Origin of the sequence: Streptomyces minutiscleroticus (genome assembly GCF_014650875.1) — a bacterium.
In the GTDB taxonomy this organism is placed as follows: domain Bacteria; phylum Actinomycetota; class Actinomycetes; order Streptomycetales; family Streptomycetaceae; genus Streptomyces; species Streptomyces minutiscleroticus.
The window spans coordinates 1-25603 of sequence record NZ_BMVU01000075.1 but is presented as its reverse complement, the minus strand read 5'-3'; the positions used below and the strand labels follow the sequence as shown (position 1 = coordinate 25603).

At 71.1% G+C, this 25603-nt stretch carries 13 protein-coding genes and 3 pseudogenes; 9 read left to right on the top strand and 7 right to left on the bottom strand.

Features of this window, described 5'->3' with window-relative positions:
• Positions 1–661: 661 nt before the first annotated feature.
• Both IE271_RS36130 and IE271_RS36125 read right to left on the bottom strand, forming a co-directional pair.
• Complete coding sequence (locus tag IE271_RS36130) at positions 662–1645, bottom strand: phosphotransferase family protein (protein WP_190194700.1); 984 nt, start codon at positions 1643–1645, stop codon at positions 662–664.
• Between the two features lie 152 nt (positions 1646–1797).
• A pseudogene (locus tag IE271_RS36125) lies at positions 1798–3042 on the bottom strand (IS110 family RNA-guided transposase).
• A 939-nt stretch (positions 3043–3981) separates the two neighbouring features.
• Here IE271_RS36125 and IE271_RS36120 point away from each other — a divergent pair.
• The 5 genes and pseudogenes from IE271_RS36120 to IE271_RS36100 all read left to right on the top strand — a co-directional run bounded on the left by IE271_RS36120 (position 3982) and on the right by IE271_RS36100 (position 11826).
• Positions 3982–7107 (top strand): discoidin domain-containing protein, encoded by a 3126-nt coding sequence (locus IE271_RS36120; RefSeq protein ID WP_190194699.1) that lies wholly within the window; start codon positions 3982–3984, stop codon positions 7105–7107.
• Between the two features lie 355 nt (positions 7108–7462).
• Positions 7463–8140 (top strand): annotated as a pseudogene (locus IE271_RS36115) (class I SAM-dependent methyltransferase); the annotation flags it as partial.
• A 798-nt stretch (positions 8141–8938) separates the two neighbouring features.
• On the top strand, positions 8939–10135 hold the full coding sequence (locus IE271_RS36110; RefSeq protein WP_229919822.1) for a sensor histidine kinase: 1197 nt from the start codon (positions 8939–8941) through the stop codon (positions 10133–10135).
• A complete protein-coding gene (locus tag IE271_RS36105; RefSeq protein ID WP_190194696.1) occupies positions 10132–10812 on the top strand; it encodes a response regulator in 681 nt (226 codons plus the stop codon). The genes IE271_RS36110 and IE271_RS36105 overlap by 4 nt, the downstream gene beginning before the upstream one ends.
• Before the next feature lie 117 nt (positions 10813–10929).
• A complete protein-coding gene (locus IE271_RS36100) occupies positions 10930–11826 on the top strand; it encodes a CPBP family intramembrane glutamic endopeptidase (RefSeq protein WP_190194695.1) in 897 nt (298 codons plus the stop codon).
• A gap of 117 nt (positions 11827–11943) precedes the next feature.
• On the opposite strand, the gene IE271_RS36095 is transcribed toward IE271_RS36100, so the two are convergent.
• The gene (locus IE271_RS36095) at positions 11944–13038 is read right to left on the bottom strand and encodes an SEC-C domain-containing protein (protein ID WP_190194694.1); all 1095 of its coding nucleotides are present in this window, start codon (positions 13036–13038) and stop codon (positions 11944–11946) included.
• A gap of 418 nt (positions 13039–13456) precedes the next feature.
• Positions 13457–14020, bottom strand: coding sequence for a cysteine hydrolase family protein (locus tag IE271_RS36090; protein WP_190194701.1), 564 nt, complete (start codon positions 14018–14020; stop codon positions 13457–13459).
• Positions 14021–15250: 1230 nt separating this feature from the next.
• Between IE271_RS36090 and IE271_RS44115 the strand changes: the two genes are divergently transcribed.
• Together IE271_RS44115 and IE271_RS36080 are read left to right on the top strand one after the other, a co-directional pair.
• Positions 15251–15688, top strand: coding sequence for a transposase (locus tag IE271_RS44115; protein WP_190194693.1), 438 nt, complete (start codon positions 15251–15253; stop codon positions 15686–15688).
• A 297-nt stretch (positions 15689–15985) separates the two neighbouring features.
• Positions 15986–17185: an RNA-guided endonuclease InsQ/TnpB family protein gene (locus IE271_RS36080; RefSeq protein WP_190194692.1), complete on the top strand. Its 1200-nt coding sequence runs from the start codon at positions 15986–15988 to the stop codon at positions 17183–17185.
• Positions 17186–17693: 508 nt separating this feature from the next.
• On the opposite strand, the gene IE271_RS36075 is transcribed toward IE271_RS36080, so the two are convergent.
• From IE271_RS36075 to IE271_RS36065, 3 genes and pseudogenes are all read right to left on the bottom strand, one after another.
• Entirely contained in the window at positions 17694–19766 is a 2073-nt protein-coding gene (locus IE271_RS36075) for a HelD family protein (protein ID WP_506005298.1), read from the bottom strand.
• Between the two features lie 1269 nt (positions 19767–21035).
• The gene (locus tag IE271_RS36070; protein ID WP_190194690.1) at positions 21036–21293 is read right to left on the bottom strand and encodes a hypothetical protein; all 258 of its coding nucleotides are present in this window, start codon (positions 21291–21293) and stop codon (positions 21036–21038) included.
• Positions 21294–21890: 597 nt separating this feature from the next.
• Positions 21891–23087: pseudogene (locus IE271_RS36065) on the bottom strand (RNA-guided endonuclease InsQ/TnpB family protein).
• Between the two features lie 154 nt (positions 23088–23241).
• Here IE271_RS36065 and IE271_RS36060 point away from each other — a divergent pair.
• Entirely contained in the window at positions 23242–23976 is a 735-nt protein-coding gene (locus IE271_RS36060) for an SDR family oxidoreductase (protein WP_190194689.1), read from the top strand.
• Positions 23977–24058: 82 nt separating this feature from the next.
• Complete coding sequence (locus tag IE271_RS36055) at positions 24059–24964, top strand: SDR family oxidoreductase (protein ID WP_190194688.1); 906 nt, start codon at positions 24059–24061, stop codon at positions 24962–24964.
• Positions 24965–25603: the final 639 nt, after the last annotated feature.

The window sequence follows — 25603 nt, the reverse complement described above, 5'->3', positions numbered from 1 at the left end:
GTCCACAGGAAGCGGGTGCCGATGAGGATGATCCCGGCGGCGGTCGCCCAGGCGATGACGGTGGCGGTGGTGGTGGCGGCGGTGGGCATGGCGAGGCACTCTCCCCTTGTGCGGCGGCCCCGACCTTGTGTCGAGCGCCGCTCTTTCTTCTAGCGATGCTAGCCATAGCGGCGGCCCGATGTCTAGCGCTGCTAGAATCGCGGCCATGTCCGTCACCCGAAACCGCCGCGAACGCGAACGCGCCCAACGCCACCGCCCGATCTGTCGCGCAGTCGTCCCGGCCGCGCCTTGGTCGGCAGGTCGAGAACCGGGCGGCGAGCTCCGGCGACATGTCCGGGTACGGTCGCCACGGTCTTGCCGGAGCGGTCGTCGGCGAGGGTGGCGAGCGGGTGACGGCCGTCGGCCGGGCCGGGCCCGCGACATGCCCGACCGCGCTTTTCCAGGCGGCCGACGCCTGCGGGAGGCGGGTGAGTGAGCCCTCGGAGACATCTCAGGGGGCGAACAAGTCAAGCGGCGCCTCGGTAATCGGCTTGCGGACCATGAGGCGAACCCGTTGCACCCTTACGATCTCGGCTCGCCTGGAAGACGGGTGGTTCGAATGTCCCGAACAACTGCCTGCATGACGGGGTTGTTCTCTTGGTCGCAGGCCACCGATCCGGCTTCAGGCGTAGCGTGCGAAAAGCGCCTGGAGGTATCCCTCCAGCCGCCTGGTCAGCAAGGTGGGGGTCAGATTGGCACGGCCCACTTCGCGCCATGGGACGGCGACCTTCTCCGCGTCAGGAGCGAAGGCCAAGGCGTCCAGCAGACGCCAGTAAAGATGAGAAGCGTGATCTTCAGCCAGCGTCCCTCCCGCCGCAACGTAGAGGTCGGCGAACTGCATGCCCGTGGAAACCCCGTGCAGCAGGGCGAGGGCTGTCGAGCAATGGGCCACGTCCAGGTCGGCCGGTCCCCACGAGGTCTCCACCCAGTCGACGACGCCGCTGATCCGCAATCCGTCGCCGTCGCCGGTGAAGAGGACATTGCCGGGATGGAAGTCCCGGTGCAGGAAGCAGGCCCGGTAGTCCGGGGGCTCGCGGCGGATCACGTCCACGGCCCGTTGCCACAGCTCAGGCCGCTCGGTGTCTTCGGGCGGGTTCACCCGCTCGGGAGAGGTCCACGCCTGATAGGTGCGAGGCCGTGCCTCTGCGGTCACTGGCAGCCGGTGGATGCGCAGCAACTGGCGGGCCAGCAGTTCGGCACGCCGGTCGGCGCCCTCATCACCCAGACGCACGGTCCCAGGCAGCAGGGACATCAGCAAGGACGGATGGTCGCAGTACTGTGCTGTCGGGTCCACCGCCACCAGCCTGGCCGCGGGCACATCCGTGCTGCCGAGCAGGCGCAGAATGGCTGCCTCGCGGGTCAGCAGGCCCTCCGCGTGGCGAACGTAGAAGGGCTTGACGAAAGACCGCAGGACCAGCGACCGTCGACCGCCCGGCCCGCAGATGTCCAGACGGCGCATTTCCGACGTCCAGCCGCCACGCAACCTCGAAACGTTTTCGATGCGTTCTGCCTCGGTGAGCCCCTTCTCCACCCAGGCACGCGTTGCACCCCAGCCCTGGTCCTCAAGATTGTTACCGGTGTGCTCGGTTCCCTCGCCCGCAACCATGGGGGCAGGGTACTCACTTATCCGACAGATGCCTTGGTCGCCCCACCTCCAACTCTTGGCAATTACTGCATAGTTGCGCCGATATGACTCCCCCGCTGAGACTCAGAGCCAGCTGAGTGGGTGTACTGACGAGCCCGTGGCCAACTTCCAGATCACGCAGCTGTTTGCTGTAACGGGGCGAAGGCGCGCTGTTCGTCGAACGGCTGCCGGGTTTGGAGACAGTGGTGGAGCTGGCCGAGGAAGCGGTTGAGCAGGTGGCGTTGGGCGGCGTTGTGCCAGTCTCCGTGTTCGCGTCGGCGCCGGTAGTGGGCGTTCGCTCCTGGTGAGGCGGTGAGGGATGAGAAGGCTCAGAGGAAGCCGGCGTGCATGAGCCGGTTGTTCTTGACGAAGCGGCGGCCGACGAAGTGCTTCTTGCCGGAGGCCCGGGTGATCGGGGCCGAGCCGGCGTAGGACTTCAGAGCTCTGGCGTCGGCGAACCGTGTCCGGTCGTCGCCGATCTCGGCGAGCAGCCGGGCTCCGAGCAGGGGGCCGAGGCCGGGGAAGCTGAGCAGGATATCGCTGTCGGCGTGCTCCTTGAACGCGGCTTCGGCGGCCGTGGTGAGGTCGTCCGCGGCCTGGCAGGCGGCATCCAGCTGCTTGAGCAGAGCCAGCAGCTGTTGGCCGAACGCGTCCTCGACGGCCGGGCGATGCCGAGCGTACTCGGAGCGGAAGATCTCCCGCAGGCGCGCGGTCTCGGTGTCGAAGGCGCGGGTGCGGCCGCTGCGCTTGAGGGCGGCGCGCAGCTGGGCGAGGGTGAGTTTCGCGGCCTTCGCCGGCGTCGGGGCGAGGGTGAGGACCGTTCGTGCGTCTGCCCTGGTCAGGCCGCCTTCCTTGTCCTGGAAGGCGTGCAGGGCGGCGGGGTAGTACTCGCGCAGCAGCGAGCGGACCTGGTTGGCGATCTGCTGGCGGCTCCAGACGGCGTCCTGCTGGGCTCGGGCCAGCACGGTGATGGCCTGGGCGAGTTCGCTGTCGGCGGGCAGCGGCCGGTGGGCGTGCATGTCGGTGCGCAGGATGTTCGCCAGGACCAGTGCGTCGCCGGGGTCGGACTTCTTGCGGCTGACGCCGTGCCGGTCGCGGTAGCGGGAGGCGGCAAGCGGGTTGATCGCGAAGACCTTGCGATCACCGGTGCGCAGGACGGCCACGAGCAGGCCGCGGCTGGTTTCGATGGCCACGGGTATGGGGTTCTCCGGGCTGTCGCCGTGTTCGGCCAACAGGTCCAGAAGTTTGCTGTAGCCGGCCGCGTCATCGCTGATGCGAGCCTTGGCGAGCAGGGTGCCGGTGTCGTCGACGACGGCGACGTCGTGGTGGCGCTCCGCCCAGTCGATGCCGCAGAACACGGTCAAGCTATCCTCCCAGATCCGTTCATTTATGCAGGTCACGAGCACATGCGGGTCGCGCAGCGTCCTAATCCCAGGACTCAGAGGTCCGCCATCTCAGTAGCCGTTCGCGACACCAGCGCACTCCAGGGGCTCGGTCTGTCTGCAGAGCTCGCGGGCTCGCGGATGAAACAAGAGGTCGACCCTGGGGCGGGCTCGTGCCGTGACGATCAACGTTCGGCCTGCCGCCGGGAGTTTCACGGTGATCACGGAGGCGCCGGGCTGTGCCGCTCTTGACAGAGGTCTCGAAGACCAGGGGAAACGAAGGCATCAGCCCGGCGCCCGCGTCATCACCGCGAGGTGCGGACGATGGTGGGGTCCGCGGCCGTGGCGAAGGCGCCGGGTCTCACCGCTCTAGGTGAAGGCCTCGCGGGCCAGGCTGACATCAGGCGTTGCCCGACGCCCACGACACCGCCACGGATCCCACCGGTGGACAGCGGCGCCAGTCTCAGAGCGGGTCTCCAGGACCATGAGGGCCGAAGGCGTTCCGCTGCCCGTTGTCGACCGCTCACCCAGCCCTTGCGAAGACCGGACTGAGCCGCCTACACCCCGGATTAGAGCAGGGCCGGGACGCTCATCCTCAACGTGTGCTCCGGGGCGCCGGGCAGGCCGTCGAGGAGGTGCTCGAAGTGGCCGGGTCCGGAGTCACGTCGCGGCTGGAAGGCCGCGCTCCGTCGAGGAGCACGGCGTGCGGGGCGGGCACGTCCTGGTCGGCCTCGACCTGGCGGGCGGTGCGCGCGGCGGTGACCGCGTCGCGGGGGCCCACCGGCGGAGTGCCCGTGAACGGCGAGGGGGACAGCGCCCCGCCGCCGAATCGTGTGTTTTCCCTTGACGGAACGCACACGGGCGGCGAAGGGTGGCCCTCACACCGGTTGACAACGTTGTCCGACCGGTCGTGGGAACCGTAGGAGGAGAACCACTGTGGGGTCGACATCCCTCGCTCTCGGCCGACGCCGACTGCTTCAGATACTCGGCGTCTCGGGCGCCGCCGCGCTGTCGACGGGGACCAGCACGACGTCGGCCGCCGCCGCGCCCCGTCCGGCGGCGGCCGGTGACGACGCCGACGACGTCGCGGCGACGTACTACCGGGTGCTGCTGCGGCACACCAGGTGGTCCGAGACCCAGTGGGACGAGGCGCGGGGCATCTACACGGACAAGTCCTTCGGCTTCGCGGTGGTGCTCGGCCACGCCGTGCTGCTGACACATGGCGCCTTCGACGAGGAGCTGGCCGGGATCGACCGGCTCACACTCCGGCGGCGGACGCTCGCGACCCTGCGCCACTTCGCCGCGTCGAACCGGCTCACCGGCGGCACGCAGTGGGGCCGCACCCTGTTCTTCGACAGCACGTTCCAGTCGTACTTCGTCCTGGCCGCCCGGCTGCTGTGGGAGGAGCTGGACGACGCGACGCGGAACCTGGTGGACCGGATCGTCCGTGAGCAGGCGGCCTACACCCACTCCCTGGGTACGGGCGACGACCCGGCCTCCGGCGCCTGGACGCCCAACGGCCTCGTCGGCGGACACGTCGGTGACACCAAGCTGGAGGAGATGGGCATCTACGCCCAGGCGCTCGCCCCCGCCCTCGCCTGGGCGCCGGACGACCGGCGGCGCGCCGACTGGGCCGCCGACTACGGCGTCTGGTCGCGCAACGAGGCGGGGCTGCCGCAGGCCGACCTGGCCAACCCGGCGCGGGTGGACGGCGTCCCGGTCTCGCACAACACCGCCCGCAACACCTACGACACCTTCATCGTGGAGAACCACGGCTCGTTCGGACCGCACTACCAGGCCGAGCTGTGGCGCACCTCCGGCCGGAACGCCGCGCATTTCCTGGCCGCGGGACAGCCGCTGCCCCAGGTGCTGACCCGGCAGCCGAACGCCGTACCGCTGTGGCGGACCCTGCTGGGCGTGATGTCGGACGCGGGCGAGCCGCTGATGCCGATGGTGAACGACCGTGAGCACCTGTACGGCCGTGACGTGATCCCGCTGGCCTTCCTCTCGCGGGTGATGGGCGACCGCGCGGCGGCCCGTGCCGAACTGGACCTGGCCTCACGGCTGGAGGCGTACCAGGCGTATCCGCCCGAGCACCGGCTGGCGAAGTTCTCCGGCGAGCCCAAGTACGAGCCGGAGGCCCGCGCCGAACTCGCCATCAGCTATCTGCTGCACGTCTGGCCGCAGGCGGGCGAGCGGGTGGCTCCCCTGTCGTCGCGGGAGCTGTTCGCGTACGCGTCCGGGGTCACCGACTTCGGTACCGGGCCCGGTCTGGTCTCGCACCAGTCCGCCGCCGCCTGGGCCGGTGCGGTCTCCAAGCCGGGCTTCGTCAAGTTCGCCTGGCAGCCCGGCCACGACGACTGGCTCTTCCGGCTCAGCGGCAGCACGCCGATGTTCCTGCCCTCCACCACCCTGGAGGTCACCGGACGGGCGGTGCGCACGTACACCGGCCTCCGGGACGGCTTCGACGGCAGTGCGACGCTGTTGCGGCTCGAAGACGGCTTCGCCGGATTCACGACGCTGCCGACCGGAGCGGTCGTCCACGCCGCCGAAGGACCGGACACGCTCGGCGGCCGCCTGGAGGTGCACAACCTCACCATGCCCGGCGTGGCCGGCCTGGACGGCGGCCGCACCTACCGCTTCGCCGAGGGCACGGTCACGGTCGCGGCCCAGGACGGCTCCGGCGCCTCGACGGGTCGCGTCGACGAGCTGGCCTTCGGCCGTACGACGGTGCGGCACCTGCGGATCCTGGGCGTGAAGCCCGACCCGGCGTACGGGTACTCGCTGTTCACCCTGGAGGCGCGCGACGGCGAGGACGGCCGGGACCTGGCCCGGGGCGGGAAGGCCACGGCCTCCTCGTACACCGCGGGCAAGGGACCGGAGCTGGCCGTGGACGGCGACGACGCGACCCGCTGGGCGGTGTCCACGGCCGACCGGCCGCGCGCCGACAGCTGGCTGGCGGTGGACCTCGGCGCGCCACACGTCCTGGACCGGGTCACCCTGCGGTGGGAGAAGGCGGCGGGCCGCGCCTACCTCGTGCAGGGCTCGGACGACGGTGAACGGTGGACGGACCTGGCCGGCGGCCCGGCCCCGGCGCTGCGCAGCCTGGGCGGCTGGCTCGACGTCGACGGCCGCGCGGGCCTCGTGATGCGCGGGGACCGCCGTGCGCTGTCCGTGTACGGGGACACGATCACCCTGGCCGAGGACGGTGAGGGACCTGTAGTGGTCGAGGGCCACTGCGGGGCGTCCGCCGACGAGCTGCGCGCCCTCGCCCGCCGTCCCGCGCCCACGACCGGGGACCGAAGGGTGAGGGCAGCGGTGACGGACGGGTACCTGAGCCTGTTCAACCTCTCCGACCAGGCGGTCCGCACCACGGTGGCCCTGCCGCAGGAGGGCCGTCGCCGCGAGGTGTACGAGGGCGAGCAGACGGTGACCCGGAGCGGGCTGAGCCACCGGGTCGAACTGGACGGGGCGTCGGCGCTCCTGCTGCCGCCCCGGTTCACGCTCGTACCGCTGTCGGGGCGCTCCCTGCCGACCGGGCTGCGGGTGCGGGTCGCGGACGCCGCCACACTGCGGCTGACCGGGCCGGCCTGCCGGGTGCGGGTCGAGGCGCAGGGCCACGCGACGGCGGTCACGGTGCGCCCGGGACACGATACGGAGGTCACCGTGCCCGGCGCGCGGCCGTATCCGGCGGAGGACCACGCGCTCGGCCGGACGACCTTCCCGAACGCGCCGCTGCCGCGGGGCATGTCGGAACCGGCGGCGGCGGTGGACGGCGACCCGCGCACGGCCTGGCGTCCCGGCCGGGACGGCCGCATGGTCGTGGACCTCGGGGCCCGGCGGGAGGTGCGCCGGGTGGAGGTGGAGTGGTCCGGCGGACGGGCGCCGGACGCCCAGGTGGAGTTCAGCGACGACGGCGTGCGCTACCGCCGGGTGGGCGCCCCGGCCGGCCGGGGCCGGGTCCGCCGTCTGGAGCGCACCGGCTCGCCGCGCTACGTCGCGCTCAAGGTGTCCGGGGCTGCGGAGGGGGCCACCGGCGTGGTCCGGCTCTCGGTGCTCTGAGCGCGGCGTCCGGTGCACCGGGCGGCCGTCCGAACCCGGCCGCCCGGCCTCGGAGGTACGTACGACCGCGAGGCGGGCAACAGCCTCGCGGAGATCGAACCGGCGGATCGGGGTGCGACAACGGAGAACCGTTGCATCCCGGTGCCTGCTGTCTCCTGCCGCGACGGCGCGGTGCCACCCGCCCGCCGGGCCGGGCGCCGCGCGGGACTGCCGACCGGGTCGGCAGGCGGCCCGGGAACGGACACGGATGCATGCGGCCGACGGCTTACCCCGTGGGGCTGGTTCCCGCCGCAGGCGCCCCGAAGAAACCGATGAGGTAGGGGAACGGCCGGCTGGTCCGGCCCGTTGGACGGGCATGGGGTCGGACAAGCGGACGGGACATCAGGGGACCGGGCCCGGGGCGATCACTCCGGACGGCTGCGCGGTCGAGCTGTACTCGCGGCTGCCGGTCGGAGCCGAACCGGACATCGTCGCCGCGGCCGTGCCGGCGGGTGCGCACGTCCTGGAGTTGGGCTGTGGCGTGGGGCGCGTGACCCATCCGCTCCTGGAGCGAGGTTTCGCTGTGACCGCTGTGGACGAGTCCCCGGAGATGCTCGACCGGGTCCGCGGGGCGCGCACGCTGTGCAGCCCGATCGAGGACCTCGATCTGGACGAGACGTTCGACGTGGTGATGCTCGCGTCGTTCCTCGTGCACGCCGGAGAGGCCGAAGTGCGCCGGGCCCTGCTGCGCACCTGCGTGCGGCATCTCGCGGCGGGAGGCTGCGTGCTGATCCAGCGAGAGGGCGAGGACTGGCACAGGGACCTGCCGCGCGAGCGTGTCGACCCCAGCGGGTTCACGGTGCGGATCGTGTCGGCCGAGCCGGCCGGTGACGGGGTGAACTCGGTGTATGCGGAGTACGAGTTCCCGGATGCCACGTGGACACAGACGTTCCTGTCCCGGCCGTTGACGAAGGAGCAGTTCGAGGGGGCGCTTGCGGAGGTGGGCCTGAGGGTGGACACGTACCTGACGGAGGACCGGACATGGGTGCGGGCGGGTCTCGCGATCCAGGGATATGTGCCTGGCCGAGGAGTCTCCGGAGTTGCGGGGTCGGTTCGGGGTCCGGGGATGCCCCCGCCCGGGAGTCGGCATGCCCGCCTCCCGGCTTCGGCAGGACGGATACACCGCAAAGCGGGCGGCGAACCGTGAATGAACAGGAAATCTGCAGCCCGACCGGAGCGGTCCTCGCCTGACCGGCAGCGCCTTCCGGCGGGCCGGCGAAACCCCCTCCGGTCCGACTCCGCCCCTTCGGCCGGAGGTCGGTTGCGCCGCCGCGGTTCGAGGCGGTGGTCGGGCGGCGGCGTGGTCGTCGTGTCGGCGGTGGCAGGCACGGGCCACCGCCTGGTGGCGGCCGCGCCGGTACGACCAGGCCGGACCGTGCCGGATCCGCTCGGCTCGGGGCGGCTGGGACTGCACCGGCACCACCAGGCGGCGGATCTCATAGGCGCCGAGCCCGACGGCGTGGATCCCCGCCGGTGAGAGTCCTGAGCTCGCCCGCGCCACCCACCTCGAGCACCTGGACCTCTACCCGGGCCACTGCCCGACGGCCACCGGCCTCCGCGAACTCGCCCGCGTCCTGACGGAGGCCGCCGGCTCCCAGGCGCGATGCCGTTTTTCGGTGAGCGACTTCTTCGGTGGGCGTTTCCGCGCGGTCAGCATCCCAGGGCGATGGTGTGGCCGACGGTGGCCGGATCGGGCGCCGACGCCGCCCCGCGCACCCGCGCCCGGGCCGTCGGCCGGACGCTCGTCGGACCGCTAAGCTCAGTGGCTGTGTGGAGCGCGACTGCGGCGGCAGTGAGAGGGAACGGACGGACCGTCGCCGCCCGTTGGGGCCGGCTCAAGGCCACCACCCGGGACGCGGTCGTCACCGTGGCGCTCGCGCCCGTCGTGTTCGCGCCGCTGACCTCCGAGATCGGCGCCCAATTCGGCGACCTGCCGCAACGCCCGTACGACCCGGCCGGGGCACTGCTCACCGCCGCCCTGTGGCTGCCGCTCGCCGCGCGGCGACGGTGGCCGGCAGGCTGTCTGACGGTGGTCGCTCTCGCCTTCGCGGTGCGCGAGGCCGCCGCCTACCCGACGGTGTTCGCGAGTGTGGGGCTGTACGCCGCCCTGTACGGGGCCGGCGCCCACGGAGGGCGGCGGGCGGACCGTGCGGTGCCCCTCGCCGGCACCGCGCTCTACGTCGCGTTCGCGCTCGCCCTGCACCTGAGGGGCGCCCCGCACGGAGTTCCCGACTACACCCTCATGTACCTGGTCCTCGCCGCCTGCTACGGCGCCGGCCGCACCGTACGGGCCCGGCGGGCCGCCGAGGAGGAACGGCGGCGCCTGGCGGCCGAGGCCGCCGTCGCACGGGAGCGTGCGGACATCGCCCGCGAGCTGCACGACGTGGTGACCCACCACGTCACCGCGATGGTCGTGCAGGCCGACGCCGCGCAGTACCTGCTCGCCGACGCCCCTGACCGGGTCGCCACCGGCCTCGGCGCGATCAGCGACTCCGGACGCCACGCGCTGACCGACCTCCAGTACCTGCTGGGGGTGTTGAAGGCACCGGACGGCGGTACGGAGCGCGGGCCCGGCCCCGAAGGCTTCGCCGGCCTCGTGGAGCAGACCCGCGCGGCGGGCCAGCCCGTGGAGCTGACCGAGTGCGGCGAGCGCGCGCCGATGGCCTCGGCCGTGGAACTGGCCGCCTACCGGGTGGTGCAGGAGGCCCTGACCAACGCCCTCAAACACGCCCCGGGCCACCCGACACACGTACGGGTACGGTACGGCACCGACGAGATGGAGGTCGAGGTGACCACCGACGGCACCCCCCGCACCGCCCTCGCGGCCACGGTCCCCGCGCCCCGGCCGCTGGGCCGCGGCGGCGGCCACGGACTGCTCGGGCTGCGCGAGCGCGTCGGCGTCTGCGGCGGCGAACTGCGCACCGGCGCCCGCCCGGACGGCGGCTTCGGCGTCCACGCCCGGATACCCGCCCGGGGCGGCGTGACATGACCATCAAGGTGTTGATCTGCGAGGACCAGGAGCTGGTCAGGGCCGGCTACGCCACCGTCCTCGGCGCCCAGCCGGACCTGGAGGTGGTCGGCGAGGCAGGCGACGGCCGCGCGGGCGTCGAGGCGGCCCGACGGCTCACGCCGGACGTGGTGGTGATGGACATCCGGCTGCCCGTCCTGGACGGCATCGAGGCCACCCGCCTGCTGGCCGGCCCGGAGGCCACCGCACCCGTCAAGGTCCTGGTCGTCACCACCTTCAACCTCGACGAGTACGTCTACGAGGCGCTGCGGGCCGGCGCCAGCGGCTTCCTGCTGAAGAACGCGCCGCCGCGCGAACTGGTGGACGGCATCCGTACCGTCGCCGCAGGCGAGTCGCTGCTCGCGCCCGCCGTCACCCGGCGTCTGGTGGGCCGGTTCGCCGAACGTATCCGCCCCGCCGCCGAGAACCGCCGGACGGCCGTACCGGAGGCCCTGTCCGCCCTCGCCCCGCGCGAGACCGAGGTGCTCCGGCTCATCGCCGAGGGGCTGTCGAACGCCGAGATCGCCGACCGGATGGTGCTCAGCCGCGAGACGGTCAAGACGTACGTCTCCCGCATCCTGACCAAACTCGGCCTCCGCGACCGCGTCCAGGCGGTGGTCCTCGCCCACCGTGTCGGTCTGGTTCCCACCGAGGAATAGAGGGGAACAGAGGAACAGCGGAGGCGACGGCGGTCGCGTTGTCCCCCGTGAGAGCTACCCGCGCTGTCCACCACGGGGTGACGTCCAGGCCCCCTCCCCGCTCATAGCGTGCCGGACATGGATCTCACGAAGCAGGCAGCGCGGTTCACGGCGCGGCTGAGCACCCTGTTCGCCCAGACCCCGGTCGTCGCCTCGCGCCGGGTGCGTCCGGCCGCCGTCCGGCTGGTGGTGTCTGCGGTGGCCCTGATCGCCGTGATGGGCGCCGCCGCCGGGATACGGGCCGTCGCCGGCGCCGATCCGGTGCTGTCCCTGATCGGCGGCGCCCTCGTCACCGTCGGCGCGCTCGCCGCCTACGCGGCACTGGTACGGGCCCTGGAGCAGCGCCCGGTCACCGAACTGGACCCCGCGCGGGCCCGGCGCGACCTGAGCGCCGGCACCCTCACCGGACTGGCCCTGTTCCTCGCGGCGTTCGCGCTGATCGCTCTCTTCGGCGGGTACAACACCGAGGGCGGAGTCTCGGTCGGCGGCGCGATCACGGTGTTCGGACTGATGACGGGCGTGGCCGTCACCGAGGAACTCCTCTTCCGCGGCGTACTGTTCCGCCTCGTCGAGGAGCTGGCCGGCACCAAGGGCGCGCTCGCCGTCTCCGCCGTCCTCTTCGGCGGGCTGCACCTGCTCAACCCGGACGCCACCGTGTGGGGCGCGCTGGCCATCGCCGTCGAGGGCGGGGTGATGCTGGGCGCCGCCTACGCCGCCACCCGCTCCCTGTGGGTGCCGATCGGCCTGCACCTCGGCTGGAACTACGCCCTCAGCGGCATCGTCGGCGTCACCGTCTCCGGCGACGACACCGGTCCGCGCGGGCTGCTGCAAGGCGTCCTGTCCGGGCCCGAGGCGCTCACCGGCGGCGCCTTCGGCCCCGAGGCGAGCCTCTTCGCCATCCTGGTCTGCGCGGTCCCGACGGTGTACTGCCTGCGGGCGGCCGGACGGCGAGGCCGGATCACCGCCCGCGCCTAGCGGCCTCGGTGGTGTTCTCACCGGATGCCGCCGTGTTGCCGTCAGGGGCAGCCGCGACCTTGTCGGGGGTCATGGTGCGAACACCCGGCCCGGGGCGGCGGGAGCGGACCGAGCCGTTCAGGTGGCAGCGGGGTTGCCGCAGCACTTCTTGTACTTGCGCCCCGAACCGCACCAGCAGGGGCCGTTGCGGGGCGGGGGCCATGCCTGGGCCCGGTCGCGGGCGGCAAGATCGGCGGCATACTCGGCGCGGGCGCCCTCGTCCTCGGCGGACAGCCTCTCCTCGCGGGTGAACCTCTCGTAGTCGGCTACGTCGCCCTGCGCGATCCCCAGGTGGACTGCGCCCTCCTCGGACAGACGGCGCAGGCTTTTCTCGACCCCGCGGATGTGCTCGCGGTGCTCGGTGCCGTAGTCGTCCGCGAACCGGGGCCAGGTGGCCAGAAGCCGGCTGAACTCCTTTTCGGGCCAGAACAGCACGCAGGTCATGCTGGGGCGGGACAGTGCGGCGCGGCGGGCGGCGAGTTCGGCGGTGAGCCGGTCGATCGACGCCTGCAGGGCCTCGGGGTCGCCGCTTTCGGCGGCCCGCAGATGCTCGGGGGCGTGCAGATCGTCCAGGGTGCCGGGGCCGCGGAGCAGGGAGGGGCGGTTCTCGTGCAGGGTGTCGGCGAGGCGGTCGAGTTCGTCGTGCGGCTGGGTGAGCCGGCGGCGCACGCGGTGGCGGCCGATCGCGAGCATCTCGATCCCGCCGGGATCGGCGGCGTCCTCGACGGCGGCGGCGGTGAGCGGAGCGGTCGGGCCCAGCAGGTGGGTGATGCCGGCGGTGAACCAGTCGCCGGCGTCGTGCAGTTCACCGGCGCTCTCGAACATCTCGGCGACGGTGTTCCAGGCTCCGGCGTCGGTGGGATGCCCACGCCGCAGCCTGTCGGCCGCCTCCCGGGCCTCGCCGGTGCGGCCGGCGTCCCACAGGGTGCTGATGCGGTAGGCCTCGATCAGGTCGGGCTGGTCGCAGTCGCCGTCCAGCAGTTGCCGGTAGCAGGCCAGCGCCCGGTCGTACTGCCCGGCGTCGCTCCAGACGGCCGCCGCGTCCAGGAGGATCTCTTCTTGCTCGTCCGGATACTGCCGGGCCAGAGCCTCCAGCCCTTCCGCTTCCCGGGCGGAACGCTGCTCGGCGGGAACGGCGGTCTCGGCAGGTGCGGGGCGGCGCTTGCGGGACATGCCGCAAGCCTACCGTCACTCTGCGGGGCACCGGGGCAGCGTCCGGCGTCCTGTCCGGAACACGCGGAAAGCGCCGCCTGTGTCGACCGGGTCTGTGTGGCCAGGATCTATAGATGCGCCTCTTGCAGGCTTTTATGTCCATTTGAGAAATACCGATCGGTCTTGGGGGTGCTCCGGACGGCAAAGGGACACCAGTGACACTGAAACGCAAGGCCGATCCGTACACCGCGATTCGTCGCGGCGCCCGGGGCGGACATGGCGAACCGGGACGTGCAGCACACGTACGGGGTGGGCTCCCGGACGGTGAAGGCGGTTGCGGGACCGCGCGACCGGCATCGCGCAACACGCAGCCGGGCGCTGTCGAGTCTTCTGGAAAAGACGATGCCGTCCTGCCCCGCACGCGAGGGCCGGACACCCGTCACCGCGGTGCAATGGCTTTGAGCCAGTCCTCGACGGTGAGGACGTCCGCCCATTGCGGAAACAGCTTTTCGGTGAGGACCCGGTGCACCTCGGGGTCGGTGTCGAGGCAGGCATCCGCCAGGACGGTGAGGCCGAAGTCCAGGTCGACGGCGTGCCACAGGGTGGACAGCACCGCAGCACTGGTGGCGATGCCCGTGAGAACAAGGCTGTCGACGTCCCGGGCTCTGAGGACCAGGTCGAGGTCGCTGCCCGAGAACGCGCTCCCCCGCCTCTTGGTGACCACGACGTCGCCCTGCCGGGGTGCGACGTCCTGATGGATCTCGGTGCCTGGTGCGCCTTCGGTGAACAGACCGGCCCGGACGATGTTCGTGAGCACCTTGTTGCGGGGGCTGACTTCTGGAGCGCCCGGCCGTAAACCGATCACCACGTAGATCACGGGGATGTCGACGAGCCGGGCACCGTCGATGGCCCTGCGCAGGCGCGGCAGATATCCGGAACCGTCATCGGCCATGGCCACAATGTCCCGTTGGACGTCCATCACCAAGAGTGCGCTGCTCGCCATGTTCACCGCCTTTCCATGTCGAGGAAGACGAACGAGTCTTCCGATGGGGGCAGCTTTCGCACAAGTCTTCCAATGGGGCAGCCTTCGCAACCGTCCGGCTACGGACGAAGGCCAGCCGCGGCGCCGTTGAGCGGAAAGGCGGCCCGGGTGAACTGCTCGCGGTCGGCGTACTCGATCTCGTCCGCCGCCTCGCGTCCCACCACCTCACCCACCTCCACGACGAACGAGGCCGGCACGATTTCGACCGCGCCCGGTACCCGACCCAGCTCGTCGTTCGCGAACTGGTCACCGCTGTCTGCGAATACGCTCCTGGACCCGTCCGGCTGGAACTGCAGACACCGCGCGAGGCGAGGCGTGCACGTGGGCTCCGGGCAGCTGGTCCGGGATCCGTGTGGCCAGCACCGGCAGAGGAACACTCGGCGGGGCCTCTGCCCGTGGCCCGGGCTCTCCCAGGAACGGAACATTGTCATGAGGCGTCGTCCCCTGCCGGTGGCGCGCCCCCCATGTCCGTTCCCCGGTACCTGCGACCCATGGTCTCTCGCGGCGGCCGCCTACTCGTAGCAGCTGCCGCCGCACAAGACGGTGACCGTGCCATCGACGCCGGCCGCTGCTGCGGTGTCGTGGCCGGCCCTCGGGGGAGGCCGACCGCGGCCGCCTCGGAGGCGACGGAGTCCACCACGCCTGCTCGGCGCCGCCCACCCGCACAACCTTCCAACCGCCGGATGGCTGAGCGTCCCGCACCAGGGTCCGCACGCCTCGGGCGGCTCGGAGAGGTTACGGGGCTTTGGCCGGTGTCCGGCACGCGTCGCGCGGTCGGTTCGGATGACCACTGGAGAACGACGTGGCTCCGTCTGCGGGCGACAGTGTCATGACGAGCCCATGCCCGGTACCGGCGAGGGAAAAATCCCGTTCATCGCTCTGCAAAGTGATCGCTGGATCGGTGTACCCGGTCAGCGTGCCGGATCGCGAGAAGGCTTAACGTCTGGGAGGTATGCGATTGCACGAACCAGAAAGGCGTCCCATGCTCCTCCGGGCGAACCAGGTCGTGGTGGATGCAACGTCCGGCGCCCTCACCCCCTGGACCGACTTCACAGCCCCCTTTGACGCCGTCCTCGGAATCTGATCCCAGCTCGTCACATCCCAAGTATCCGATGATCCCGAAGCCGTCCCATGTCTTGTCGGGCCGGTGCAGCATGATGTCTTTCGAATGGTGACCCGTTGAAGCGGTTGGTGTCTGACGAATTGTGGTCCTTGGCCGCCCCGTTGCTTTCCTCGTTCTCGTCGTGTCCGCAAGGCCGTCACACGGATCCGCACGGCGAGCGCCCCGCCTTCACCGCGGTGGTGTATGTACTGGCCAGCGGATGTGCCTGGCGACATCTGCCCGACAGCTTCGGCATCTCCCCCGCTACCGCGCGTCGGCGATTCTCGATGTGGACCAGGAACGGGTTGTGGCGGCAACTGCGTCAGGCGGTGCTGGACGAGCCCGGTTTCCGGAGCGAGTCGGACTGGGCTTCCGCGATCGTGGATGCAGCCGAGGTCCGAGCGAGAGCTGATGTGCGGGAGGGGTCTGAGAATATGACCCGAGGCACCTTCCACATGCCAGCTGCCAAGTGCGCCATGGCGGAAGGACAAGCTCGTGCATCGAGCGTGCGGGGCCCGGTGGGATAGCGGTCGGAGACCGCGTCGAGGCGGCCCGGTTCGAGGACCCGCTGCACGCGACCGGTGAGCACGATGTGATCGGCGGTGCTGACGTCCGGTTCGGCGAGTACCTCCTCCAGGGCCGGCAGGACTCCGTGGATGTCGGACAGGACGGCTACCGGGACTGTTCGCAGTGCACCGGGTTTCAGCCCGGTGGTGAAGCGAATCTGAGAGCTGCTCTGGCCTCAGCTGTGTGCACGGATCCGCACTGTTCACCTCGGCCCGGGTCGGAGCGGCCGGTTCTGCTGCTCGATGTACTGCTTCACGATGCTGAGCGGTGCCTTGTACCCGAGCGCCGGTCAGCGCAGCGCGTCGGCGAGGGCGTTCGGGTGTGCGCGGGTGGTCTACAACGACGCGCTCCGCGCCCGGGAGACCGCCCGCAGCGAAGGCATGCCGTTGCCGAAGACCGGGGACCTGTCGAAGCGGCTCATCACCGAGGCGAAGAACACCCCGCAACGGGCCTGGCTCGGCGAGGTCTCGGCGGTCGTCCTCCAGCAGTCCCTGCGCGACCTGGACACCGCGTACAAGAACTTCTTCGACGGGCTGAAGGGCAGGCGCCCGCGCATGGGCGCGCCCCGGTACAAGTCGCGCAAGGACACCCGGCAGGCGGTGCGCTTCACGGCGAACGCCCGCTGGTCGATCACGACCGGCGGAAAACTGCGCCTGCCGAAGATCGGCGACCTGAAGGTGAAGTGGTCCCGCTCCCTGCCCTCGACGCCGTCCACGGTGACGGTCGTCAAGGACAGCGCGGGCCGATACTTCGCGAGCTTCGCCGTCGCAACCGGCCCCGAGGAGATCCTGCCGCAGGCCCCTGCCGAGGTGGGCATCGACCTGGGGCTGGGGCACTTCGCGGTCCTGTCGGACGGCACGAAGATCGACAGCCCGCGCTTTTTGCGCCGGGCCGCCAAGCGCCTGAAGAAGGCGCAGCACGCTCTCTCGCGCAAGGACAAGGGCAGCAAGAACAGGGACAAGGCCAGGGTCCGCGTCGCACGGGCACACGCCCGTGTCGCGGACGCACGCCGCGATTTCCACCACCAACTCTCCACACTGCTGATCCGCGATAACCAAGCAGTCGCCGTGGAGGACCTGGCGGTGAGAGGACTCGCGCGTACGCGCCTGGCCAAGTCCGTGCACGACGCCGGGTGGTCGGCGTTCGTGAGCATGCTGGAGTACAAGGCCGCCCGGTACGGGCGCACCCTCACCCGGATCGGCCGCTTTGAGCCGACATCCCAGGTGCGCTCGCAGTGCGGCGTCAAGGACGGCCCCAAGCCCCTGCACGTCCGCACGTGGACCTGCCGGGCCTGCGGGGCCGTCCTTGACCGGGACATCAACGCGGCGGTCAACGTCGCCAAGGCGGCCGGACTGGCCGTGTCAGCCTGTGGAGCGCGGGTAAGACGGGCACCCGTGCCCGCACCGCGCAGCGAAGCAGGAACCCACTCGACACCGCAGCCTTCAACGGCGCGGTAGGCGGGAATCTCCCCCCTTCAGGAGGGAGAGGATGTCAATCGGTTCAGCATGGTCACCACTGTGGGGTGAAGGCAGCCGAACGGTGTGATGTTTCGCGCGGCGCGTAGTTCAGTAGTCCAGAGGAGGGCCGTTCGGCGTGTGTGGCCGCCGGGGCGTGGTTATTCCTCCGTGCGCGGGGGCGCCGTCTCCTCGGCGACGCTGCTGAAGAGGCCGCGGTCCGGCTCGCCCGCGGTCCGGCTCGCACAGGAACGCCACGTACGTCGCCTTCCGCGAGGTCGGCCGCGCGACGCCGGGTGCGGCCGCGAGCGGTGAGCAGCCCCGTGCGCGCGGGCCGGTGGTACGCAGGTGGCGCCCGCTCGGACCGCGGTTCCGAGCAGCCCCGTGCGCGCGGGCCGGTGGTACGCAGGTGGCGCCCGCTCGGACCGCGGTTCCGAGCAGCCCCGTGCGCGCGGGCCGGTGTCCGTATCACGCCGGGTGCGCCCGCGGCGACGACGCGGGCGCCGAGCCGTCAGGCGGGCTGGACGGTGATGGTGCAGAGGCGCTTGGTGGCGCGGGTCAGGGCCACGTACAAGTCCCTTTCCCCACCGGGGCGGGCCGTGATGATCTCCTCGGGGTCCATGACGACGACCCCGTCGAATTCCAGGCCGCGTGCTTCGGACGCCGGCACGATGCGGGCGTGGCGAGCGATGCCCTGGGCCGTCAGCTCGCTCACCCTGGTGTCCGCGCAGATCACCCCCAGAAGCTCGCCCGGGTGCGCGGTGCTCTGGGCGCGGAGTTCCTGAACGACGGCGGTCACCGACCCGTCCGGAGGTACGGTCACGGTGCGGGGGCTCTCACCGCTTCGCAGTGACCGTGTGGGCTTCTGGTCCGGAGCGATCCGCGCGAGCAGGTCCCGGACGCTCTCCAGGATCTCCTGTGTGGTGCGGTAGCTGACGGTCAGGTTGTGCAGTGCGAACCGCGGTCCGACGTCGGAGCCCAGTGCTTCCTTCCAGTCGCGTGCTGTCACGGCCGGGCCTGCCTGGGCGAAGTCACCCACCAGCGTCATCGACCTTGCCGGGCAGCGGCGGACGATCATCCGCCACTGCATGGCGGTCAGTTCCTGCGCCTCGTCGACGACGACGTGACCGTACGTCCGCTCGGGAGGGCCGCCGACCAGGCTCGCCGCCTCGTCCAGCAACGGCACGTCGGCATCGGTCCACGGGTCGTCCGGGCCGCGCAGCAGAAGGGACCGCTCCTGCGCGGTCAGGCGGGGCAGGCGCTCGGCGAGAGCCTCGGCGTTCGTCAGGAGCGCCTTCACGAGGTCACCGGGTACCAGCCGCGGCCACAGCGCCTCGACCGCTCGGTCGACGCCGGCGTCGTCGAGGAGATCGGCTCGGAGGGCGTCCAGGTCCAGCTCGTGGACCGGACCCGAGTCGGCCGCGCCTTCGGCACGGCGCTGGACCGCCCCCGTGAACCGGTCGAGGTCCATGCCCGTCATCCTTTCGGCATCGGCGTCGATCTGCTCCAGGAGGTCGCCCATGTCTCGTTGCATCGCGTCGGTGACGGCGTCGACCAGGAGCTCCTTGAACACCTGGCGCGCGGGGTTGTGGCCGGTTGCGGCCGCCACGGCGGCGTCGCGTGCCGTGGCGACTTCCTCGCCGGAGAGGTGAACCAGTTCCTGTCCGACCCGCACGGTGAAGTCACCGGCGGGGGCTTGACGGGCGCGCAGCAGGCCGGCCAGGGCGTCGGCGAGGTCAAAGCTGCCCTTGAGGCGCGCCGTGTCGAACGGGTCCACCGTCTCCGTGGCCACTCCGGCCAGTTCCCGGCAGGTCGCCAGAACGACGTCGTTCTCTCCGAGCGAGGGAAGGACCTGGGAGATGTAGTCGAGGAACCGGGCGTTCGGGCCCACCACCAGGACACCCTCCTCCGCGGCGCGCGGGAACGCGTACAGGACGTAGGCCGCCCGGTGCAGGGCGACCACCGTCTTGCCGGTGCCGGGCCCGCCCTGCACCACGGTCACCCCGCGGTGGGCGGAGCGGACGATCTCGTCCTGCTCGGCCTGCAGCGTCGCGACGGCCGCTTGCATCCTGCCCGTACGCCGTGCCGACAGAGCCTCGGTCAACGGGCCGTCCCCCACGACGTCCTCGTCGGTGGGGGCGGTCCCGTCCAGCAGTTCGTCGCTCACCGAGACGACCGTGCGCTCCTGCAGGCGCAGGTGCCGGCGCCGCCGAAGGTCCATCGGGTGGACCGGTGTCGCCTCGTAGAAGGGCCGCGCCGCGTTGGCGCGCCAGTCCACGAGCAGAGGGAGGTCGTCCGCCTCCGTCTGCAGTCCGATCCGCCCGATGCGCAGGGCCGTGCCGTCCGTCCAGTCGATGCGCCCGAAGACCAGCCCCTTTTCGGCACCCTCCAGCCGGCCGATCTCCTTGGTCAGGCGCTCGACGGCGATCTCCCTCTCGTACGCCTCGCCGGCACTGTCCGCCGGGGCCTTCAGCACACTCGCCCGGTGTGCTCGCGCCTCGGAGAGCCGCTCGGTGAGCACCTCGTACAAGGAGGACACATAATCCTGCTCCGATTCAACCGCACGCACAGCGGGATCTTTCATTTTCGACAACAAGGGGCTCCTTCGATTCGAGCCACACCATACGGCCGAAGTCCCCTGAAGATAAGTCTTGACTTACTTGGTGCAACCATGTCCTTGCGACCGATTCCATGGCGGCCGACCAACTGGCGCATCACGCATTCCACCGTTCCGCACATCGCCGATTGCGCTCCCGATTCCGCCCGCCTATCGGCGAGCCTTCCCTTGGATTCCGGCCATGTTCTGCCGCGCTCGGAGGGAAGGCGGAAAATCCGACGAGGCGACCGGCGCCATCGACCCCACTGCCAAGGGGCATCCGATCTGTTCGTCCGGCGCCCCGACCGAAGAGACGGGCACAGAACGGGCTGAGCCCTCGACCGGTCCGCCACGGTCCGCCCCGTGCCGACGGCCCCGCCTGAGGCCCGCAGCACCACGCCGCCGCCGGCCGCGGCCTCCCCGGAGAACGGATCGGTGAACTCCTGTCCCGCTCGCCGGGCGACGCCCGGCGGCAGGCCCGTCCGTACCCGGACCATCCGACGCGGTCCCGCCCGACCTGGATCCGTCGGTCTTCGGCCTCCGTGTCTTCGACGTCACCAAAGGAACGAATGACGAACGGGGCTCGGCCCGGATATCCGATTGCCTTGGCCGATACTATCGCGTCATCCACGAAGAGGAGTTGACCGTGAAGGTCGATCGGGTTTCACTTTCCGAGGAATTGACAGAAAACAACAGGAAGCTTTCCGTGACGCCTACCGGACCTCTTTCGGAAACCACCCGGGTTTCCGGGTCGGTCGCAAGCGCAGTGGGTTGCCTGGCTGGTCGATGAGACGTTCCTGCCTCAGTGCTCGCCGGTGGCGCAAACGGCCGGTGGCATGCCGATCGGCTTTGTGGCATGCACGCAAGACTTTCTGGTGCGAGTCCGCACCGTGAGGCGTCTTCGGTGAAGGTGGTGTCCTTGGTGTGGCGCACTGAACGGGTAGTGCGCCTTCTTCATCTGCACCAGCCGTGTCGCGTGGTCGCGGCAGGAGGCGTGCAGGGCGTCGACGGTCACCGTCACTCCGTTCGGGTCGAACGGGGCGGGCAGCGCGGTGATGCCGGTGACCTCGCGGAGCCTGTCCGGCACCCGCGGCCGGGCCTCCGTGTGCCCACCGGGCAGGGCGGTCGACAGGAGATGGGCGGCCTCGGTGGTGAAGAGGTCCGCGAGTCGCGGGCGGCCCTGCCGTCCACCGCCGACTGCCGGACACCGGCCGGACTGCGGCCGAGCAGGTCGGCCGGCCCGCCGGGCAGGGCAGGTCAGGTCAGGCGCAGCACTCGCCGGACGGTGGAGCCGGTTGTCGTACGCATTTCCAGGCAGCGCCCCGCCCGGCCGTATCGAACCGACCGGGCAGAGGAACGCCCCGCAGCCTCCGCGTCTCGCGGGCGGTGCTCTCTCTTGCGTGCCTTGCTCACCAGGAACGCCGCCCCGACGATGACGACCAAGGCGATGACGACGAGCCAGAAGGCCGGGGTGCCCTCCCCCGCGCCCTTGGTCAGGAACCGGCCGTACGACATGTTCTCCTCCTGTCGCCGGCACTGCTTGGCGGTCTCCAGTTCAGAACGCCGCCTGTGCCCTTCTCACCCAGTTCGCCCGCGCCACACCCGATGCCCAGGCAGGTGGCGCCGACGGGTTCGACGGCCTGCCGCCGGTCTTCAACCGGCCGTACTTCGGGAGCTGAACAGCTGAACAGCACGGCGGGGGCTGTACCGGGGGACTCCCCCGGTACAGCCCCCGCCGTACGTCCTGGATCTCCGAGTCACGATGTCGGTTCAGCAATGGAATCGATGCATGGCCCGGAAGGGGTCACGGACACAGGGGATGACATCCCCTGGTTCCGAAGGCCGGTGCCGTTCATCGTGGAGGTGTGAGCGCACCTCCCTTCCGGTCGCCGGCGGCCACGCCGGGCGCCGGCGGCACCGCCGGATCACGCGATGCCGGCCGGGCGGCGTCTCGGGGACCCGTCCGTGACGCGCCGGTGGGCATCGTCACCCGCGCTGCGGCGCCCGGCAGGCACGCTCGGGAACAGGGTGCGCCCTCCCACTTCCGTACTGCTGGACTCACCGTAAGGACAAGCTCTTGACTTCCTCCCCCTCCCGAAGGGAGGGGGATTCCTACGGCTCGCGCCGCAGGGGTTTCTGCTTCGTCGCCGACCGCCCGCCCGGAGTGCTCCGTTGAGGTCTTACACCAGCTCCACAGACAGACGCCGTCAGCCCGACGGCCAGAATGTTCTTCGCCGCGTTCACGTCCCGGTCGTGCACCGCCCCGCACCCACAGGCCCACTTCCGGACACCCAGCGGCATCTCGGCCTGCACCGTGCCGCAGGCGGAGCAGAGTTTGGAGGAGGGGAAGAAGCGGTCGACCGCGATCACGTCGCGGCCGTACCAGGCGGCCTTGTACTCCAGCATGCGCCGCAACTCCGCCCAGGCCGCATCACTGATCGCACGGGCCAGGGTGTGGTTCTTCACCAGGTTCCGAACAGCCAGGTCCTCGATCACGATCGTTTGGTTGTCACGAACGAGCCGAGTGGTCAGCCGGTGCAGATGATCGCGCCGGCGGTCGACGATGCGGGCGTAGACCTTGGCGACCTTCCGCCGCGCCTTGGCCCGGTCGGCGCCGCCGCCCGGGAGCTTGCGGGCCAGGTTGCGCTGGGCCCTGGCCAGCCGGGCCCGGTCGCGGCGCTCGTGCCGGGGATTGGCGACCTTCTCACCCGTGGACAGGGTCAGCAGGTGATCGAGCCCGACGTCGACACCCACTCACGTGTCGGTGGCGGGCAGCGGCTGGACGCAGGGGTCCTCGCACAGCAGCGAGACGAACCAGCGGCCCGCCGCGTCCTGCGACACGGTCACCGTGGACGGCTTCGCCCCCTCCGGCAGCGGGCGCGACCAGACGATGGCCAGCGGCTGCGCCATCTTCGCCAGGGCCAGCTTCCCGTCCCGGAACCGGAACGCACGGGCGGTGTACTCCACCGACCTGCGCGACCTCTTCTTCGACGTGAACCGCGGATACCGCGCCCGCTTGCCGAAGAAATGCGTGAACGCCGCCTGCAGATGCCGCAACGCCTGCTGCAACGGCACCGAGGACACCTCGTTGAGAAACGCCAGGTCCTCGGTCTTCTTCCACGCCGTCAACATCGCCGACGTCGCGTTGTAATGCACCCGCTCCTGCCGCGCCCACGCCTCGGTGCGGGCGGCCAGCGCCAGGTTGTAGACCTTGCGGACACACCCGAACGTGCGCGACAACTCCGCCGCCTGCTCGGGTGTGGGATGGAAGCGGTATCGGAAGGCCCGCTTCACCTGCGCCGTGGCCATACCCACAAGCTAGCGGGATGACGATTGAAGGCCAAACCTGCGGGTCAGAGCACGGTCTTTCGCCCCGGCGGCGAAACCCCGCTTTCCGCCCTGCTCCGCAGGTGTTTCGTTTCCTCCCCCGGCTGAAGCCGGGGGTATCCACGAAAGGAATCCGATGAACAGCACCACACGCGTCGCCCTCGTCACCGGCGGTTCCGGCGGGATCGGCCGGGCGGTCGTGGAGCGTCTGGCGGCGGACGGCCTCGCCGTCGGTGTGCACTACGCCGGCAACAAGGCCAGGGCGGACGAGACGGTCGCCGCGGTGACCTCGGCCGGCGGCAGGGCCGTCGCAGTGAGCGGTGACGTCGCCGACGAGCACGCCATGTCCGCCGCGTTCGACGCGGTGGAGCGGGAGTTCGGGGGCGTGGACGTCGTCGTGAACACGGCGGGCATCATGCTCCTTTCACCCATTGCGACGCTGGACCTCGACGACCTGGACCGGATGCACCGCACCAACATCCGCGGCACCTTCGTGGTCTCCCAGCAGGCGGCCCGTCGGGTGCGCGGCGGAGGCGCGATCATCAACTTCTCCACGTCCGTCGTCCGCACGCAGCTTCCCGGCTACGGCGCCTACGTGGCGAGCAAGGGCGCGGTCGAGGCCATGACGCTCGTACTGGCCCGGGAACTGCGGGGCAAGGACATCACCGTCAACGCGGTGGCCCCCGGCCCCACCGCCACGCCGCTGTTCCTCCAGGGCAAGGAGCAGGCCACGATCGACAACCTGGCCAAGGCGGCCCCGCTGGAGAGGCTGGGCGCCCCGCAGGACATCGCCGAGGCCGTGTCCTTCCTGGCCGGCCCTGCCCGCTGGGTCAACGGCCAGGTCCTCTACGCCAACGGCGGCCTCGCCTGACATCCGCCACACCGAAGCGGCCGTCGTCGCCACAGGCGACGGCCCGGACCCGCTCCTCCTCACACTCCGAGAGGCAGCACCCATGAGCAACGTCGTCGTCATCACCGGTGCTTCTAGCGGCTTCGGCGCCCTCACCGCCCGCGCTCTCGCGGACGCCGGGCACACCGTCCACGCCGGCATGCGCCGAACCGCCACCCGCAACGCACCCCAGGTGGAGGCCGCCGCCCAGTACAGCAAGGAACACAAGGTCGACCTGCGTTCCATCGAGCTCGACGTCGCCTCGCAGGAGTCCGTCGACACCGCCGTCGGCCGGATCCTCGACGAGCACGGCCGGATCGACGTCCTCGTCCACAACGCCGGGCACATGGTCACCGGTCCCGCCGAGGCCTTCACGCCCGAGCAGCTCGCCGACCTGTACGACGTGAACGTGCTGTCGACACAGCGTGTCAACCGCGCCGCGCTGCCGAGCATGCGCCGGGCGGGCCGGGGCCTGGTGATCTGGGTGTCCAGCAGCAGCGTCAAGGGCGGCACCCCGCCCTACCTGGCACCGTACTTCGCCGCCAAGGCGGCCATGGACTCCCTGGCCGTCAGCTACGCGGCCGAACTGGCCCGCTGGGGAGTGGAGACGTCCATCGTGGTCCCCGGTTCGTTCACCAGCGGCACCAACCACTTCAGCCACTCCGGCCACCCCGCCGACCGGGACGTCGAAGCGGAGTACGAGACCAGGTACGCCGGCCTGATGGACCGGATCGCCGAGAAACTCGCCGCCCTGGCTCCCGAAGGCGCCGAGGCCACCCTCGTCTCCGACGAGATCGCCCGCATCGTCGCGCTCCCCGACGGGCGACGCCCGTACCGGGTCACCGTCGACCCGGCCGACGACGGCTCCGAGGAGGTCTCCGACGTCGCCGACCGGATCCGGCGCGAATTCCTCACCCGCGTCGGCCTCGCCGACCTTCTCACCGTGGGCCCGGGCCCGGCGAACAACTGACGCGGTCCGCTCCCCGCGGGATGAGTTTTCGGCGGTTCCGAAGCCGAGCCGGGGAAGTCGGCAGAAGACGTGAGGACCGTCGTCCGGCCCGGTGATGCGGGCGTCCCCCGTGCTGCCGGCCCGGACTTCCGATGCCGAGCGGATGTCCTCGCCCAGGTTCCACCGGTCCGACGTCGGGTGGGGCGGTCCGATGTCGGGTGGGGCGGGGTGAGGTGCTCGTCGATCTGCACGGGCGCGTAGGCGTCGACGATCTGTTCGCAGTCTCCCGGGAGCGGTCCTCCGAGTTTCTGCTCCAGGCCGAGCCGGGCCGCAGCGTCGGCGTAGTGCCCCTCACCGGGACCGAGCACGGTGAAGACGGGCCTGTTCGACGTCACCGCGTTCTCCCCCAACCGGCCCTGCCGGCGCGGTCGGTGCCCAGGCTGCACCCCCGCTCCGGGGCACCCACCGTGCACACCGTGATCGTCACTCCAGCCGGCAGCCTTGTCCAGCCACCGGATGATCCGGACGATGGCCCTGGTCGCCGGTCGGCCTGAGTCGGGCATTAGGGACCGTATTGAGTTCCGATCAAGGGGTGGCTCGGGTGAGGTCCCTGAGCCAGATCATCGAGGCGCGTAGGTGGAGGCCGGCGAGGTAGCTGTC

Coding starts and splice junctions, on each gene's coding strand:
- IE271_RS36130 (WP_190194700.1), bottom strand. CDS start 1,645: ATGGTTGCGGGCGAGGGAACCGAGCACACCGGTAACAATCTTGAGGAC.
- IE271_RS36105 (WP_190194696.1), top strand. CDS start 10,132: ATGACCATCAAGGTGTTGATCTGCGAGGACCAGGAGCTGGTCAGGGCC.
- IE271_RS36100 (WP_190194695.1), top strand. CDS start 10,930: ATGGATCTCACGAAGCAGGCAGCGCGGTTCACGGCGCGGCTGAGCACC.
- IE271_RS36095 (WP_190194694.1), bottom strand. CDS start 13,038: ATGTCCCGCAAGCGCCGCCCCGCACCTGCCGAGACCGCCGTTCCCGCC.
- IE271_RS36090 (WP_190194701.1), bottom strand. CDS start 14,020: ATGGCGAGCAGCGCACTCTTGGTGATGGACGTCCAACGGGACATTGTG.
- IE271_RS36080 (WP_190194692.1), top strand. CDS start 15,986: ATGCTGAGCGGTGCCTTGTACCCGAGCGCCGGTCAGCGCAGCGCGTCG.
- IE271_RS36075 (WP_506005298.1), bottom strand. CDS start 19,766: ATGAAAGATCCCGCTGTGCGTGCGGTTGAATCGGAGCAGGATTATGTG.
- IE271_RS36070 (WP_190194690.1), bottom strand. CDS start 21,293: ATGTCGTACGGCCGGTTCCTGACCAAGGGCGCGGGGGAGGGCACCCCG.
- IE271_RS36060 (WP_190194689.1), top strand. CDS start 23,242: ATGAACAGCACCACACGCGTCGCCCTCGTCACCGGCGGTTCCGGCGGG.
- IE271_RS36055 (WP_190194688.1), top strand. CDS start 24,059: ATGAGCAACGTCGTCGTCATCACCGGTGCTTCTAGCGGCTTCGGCGCC.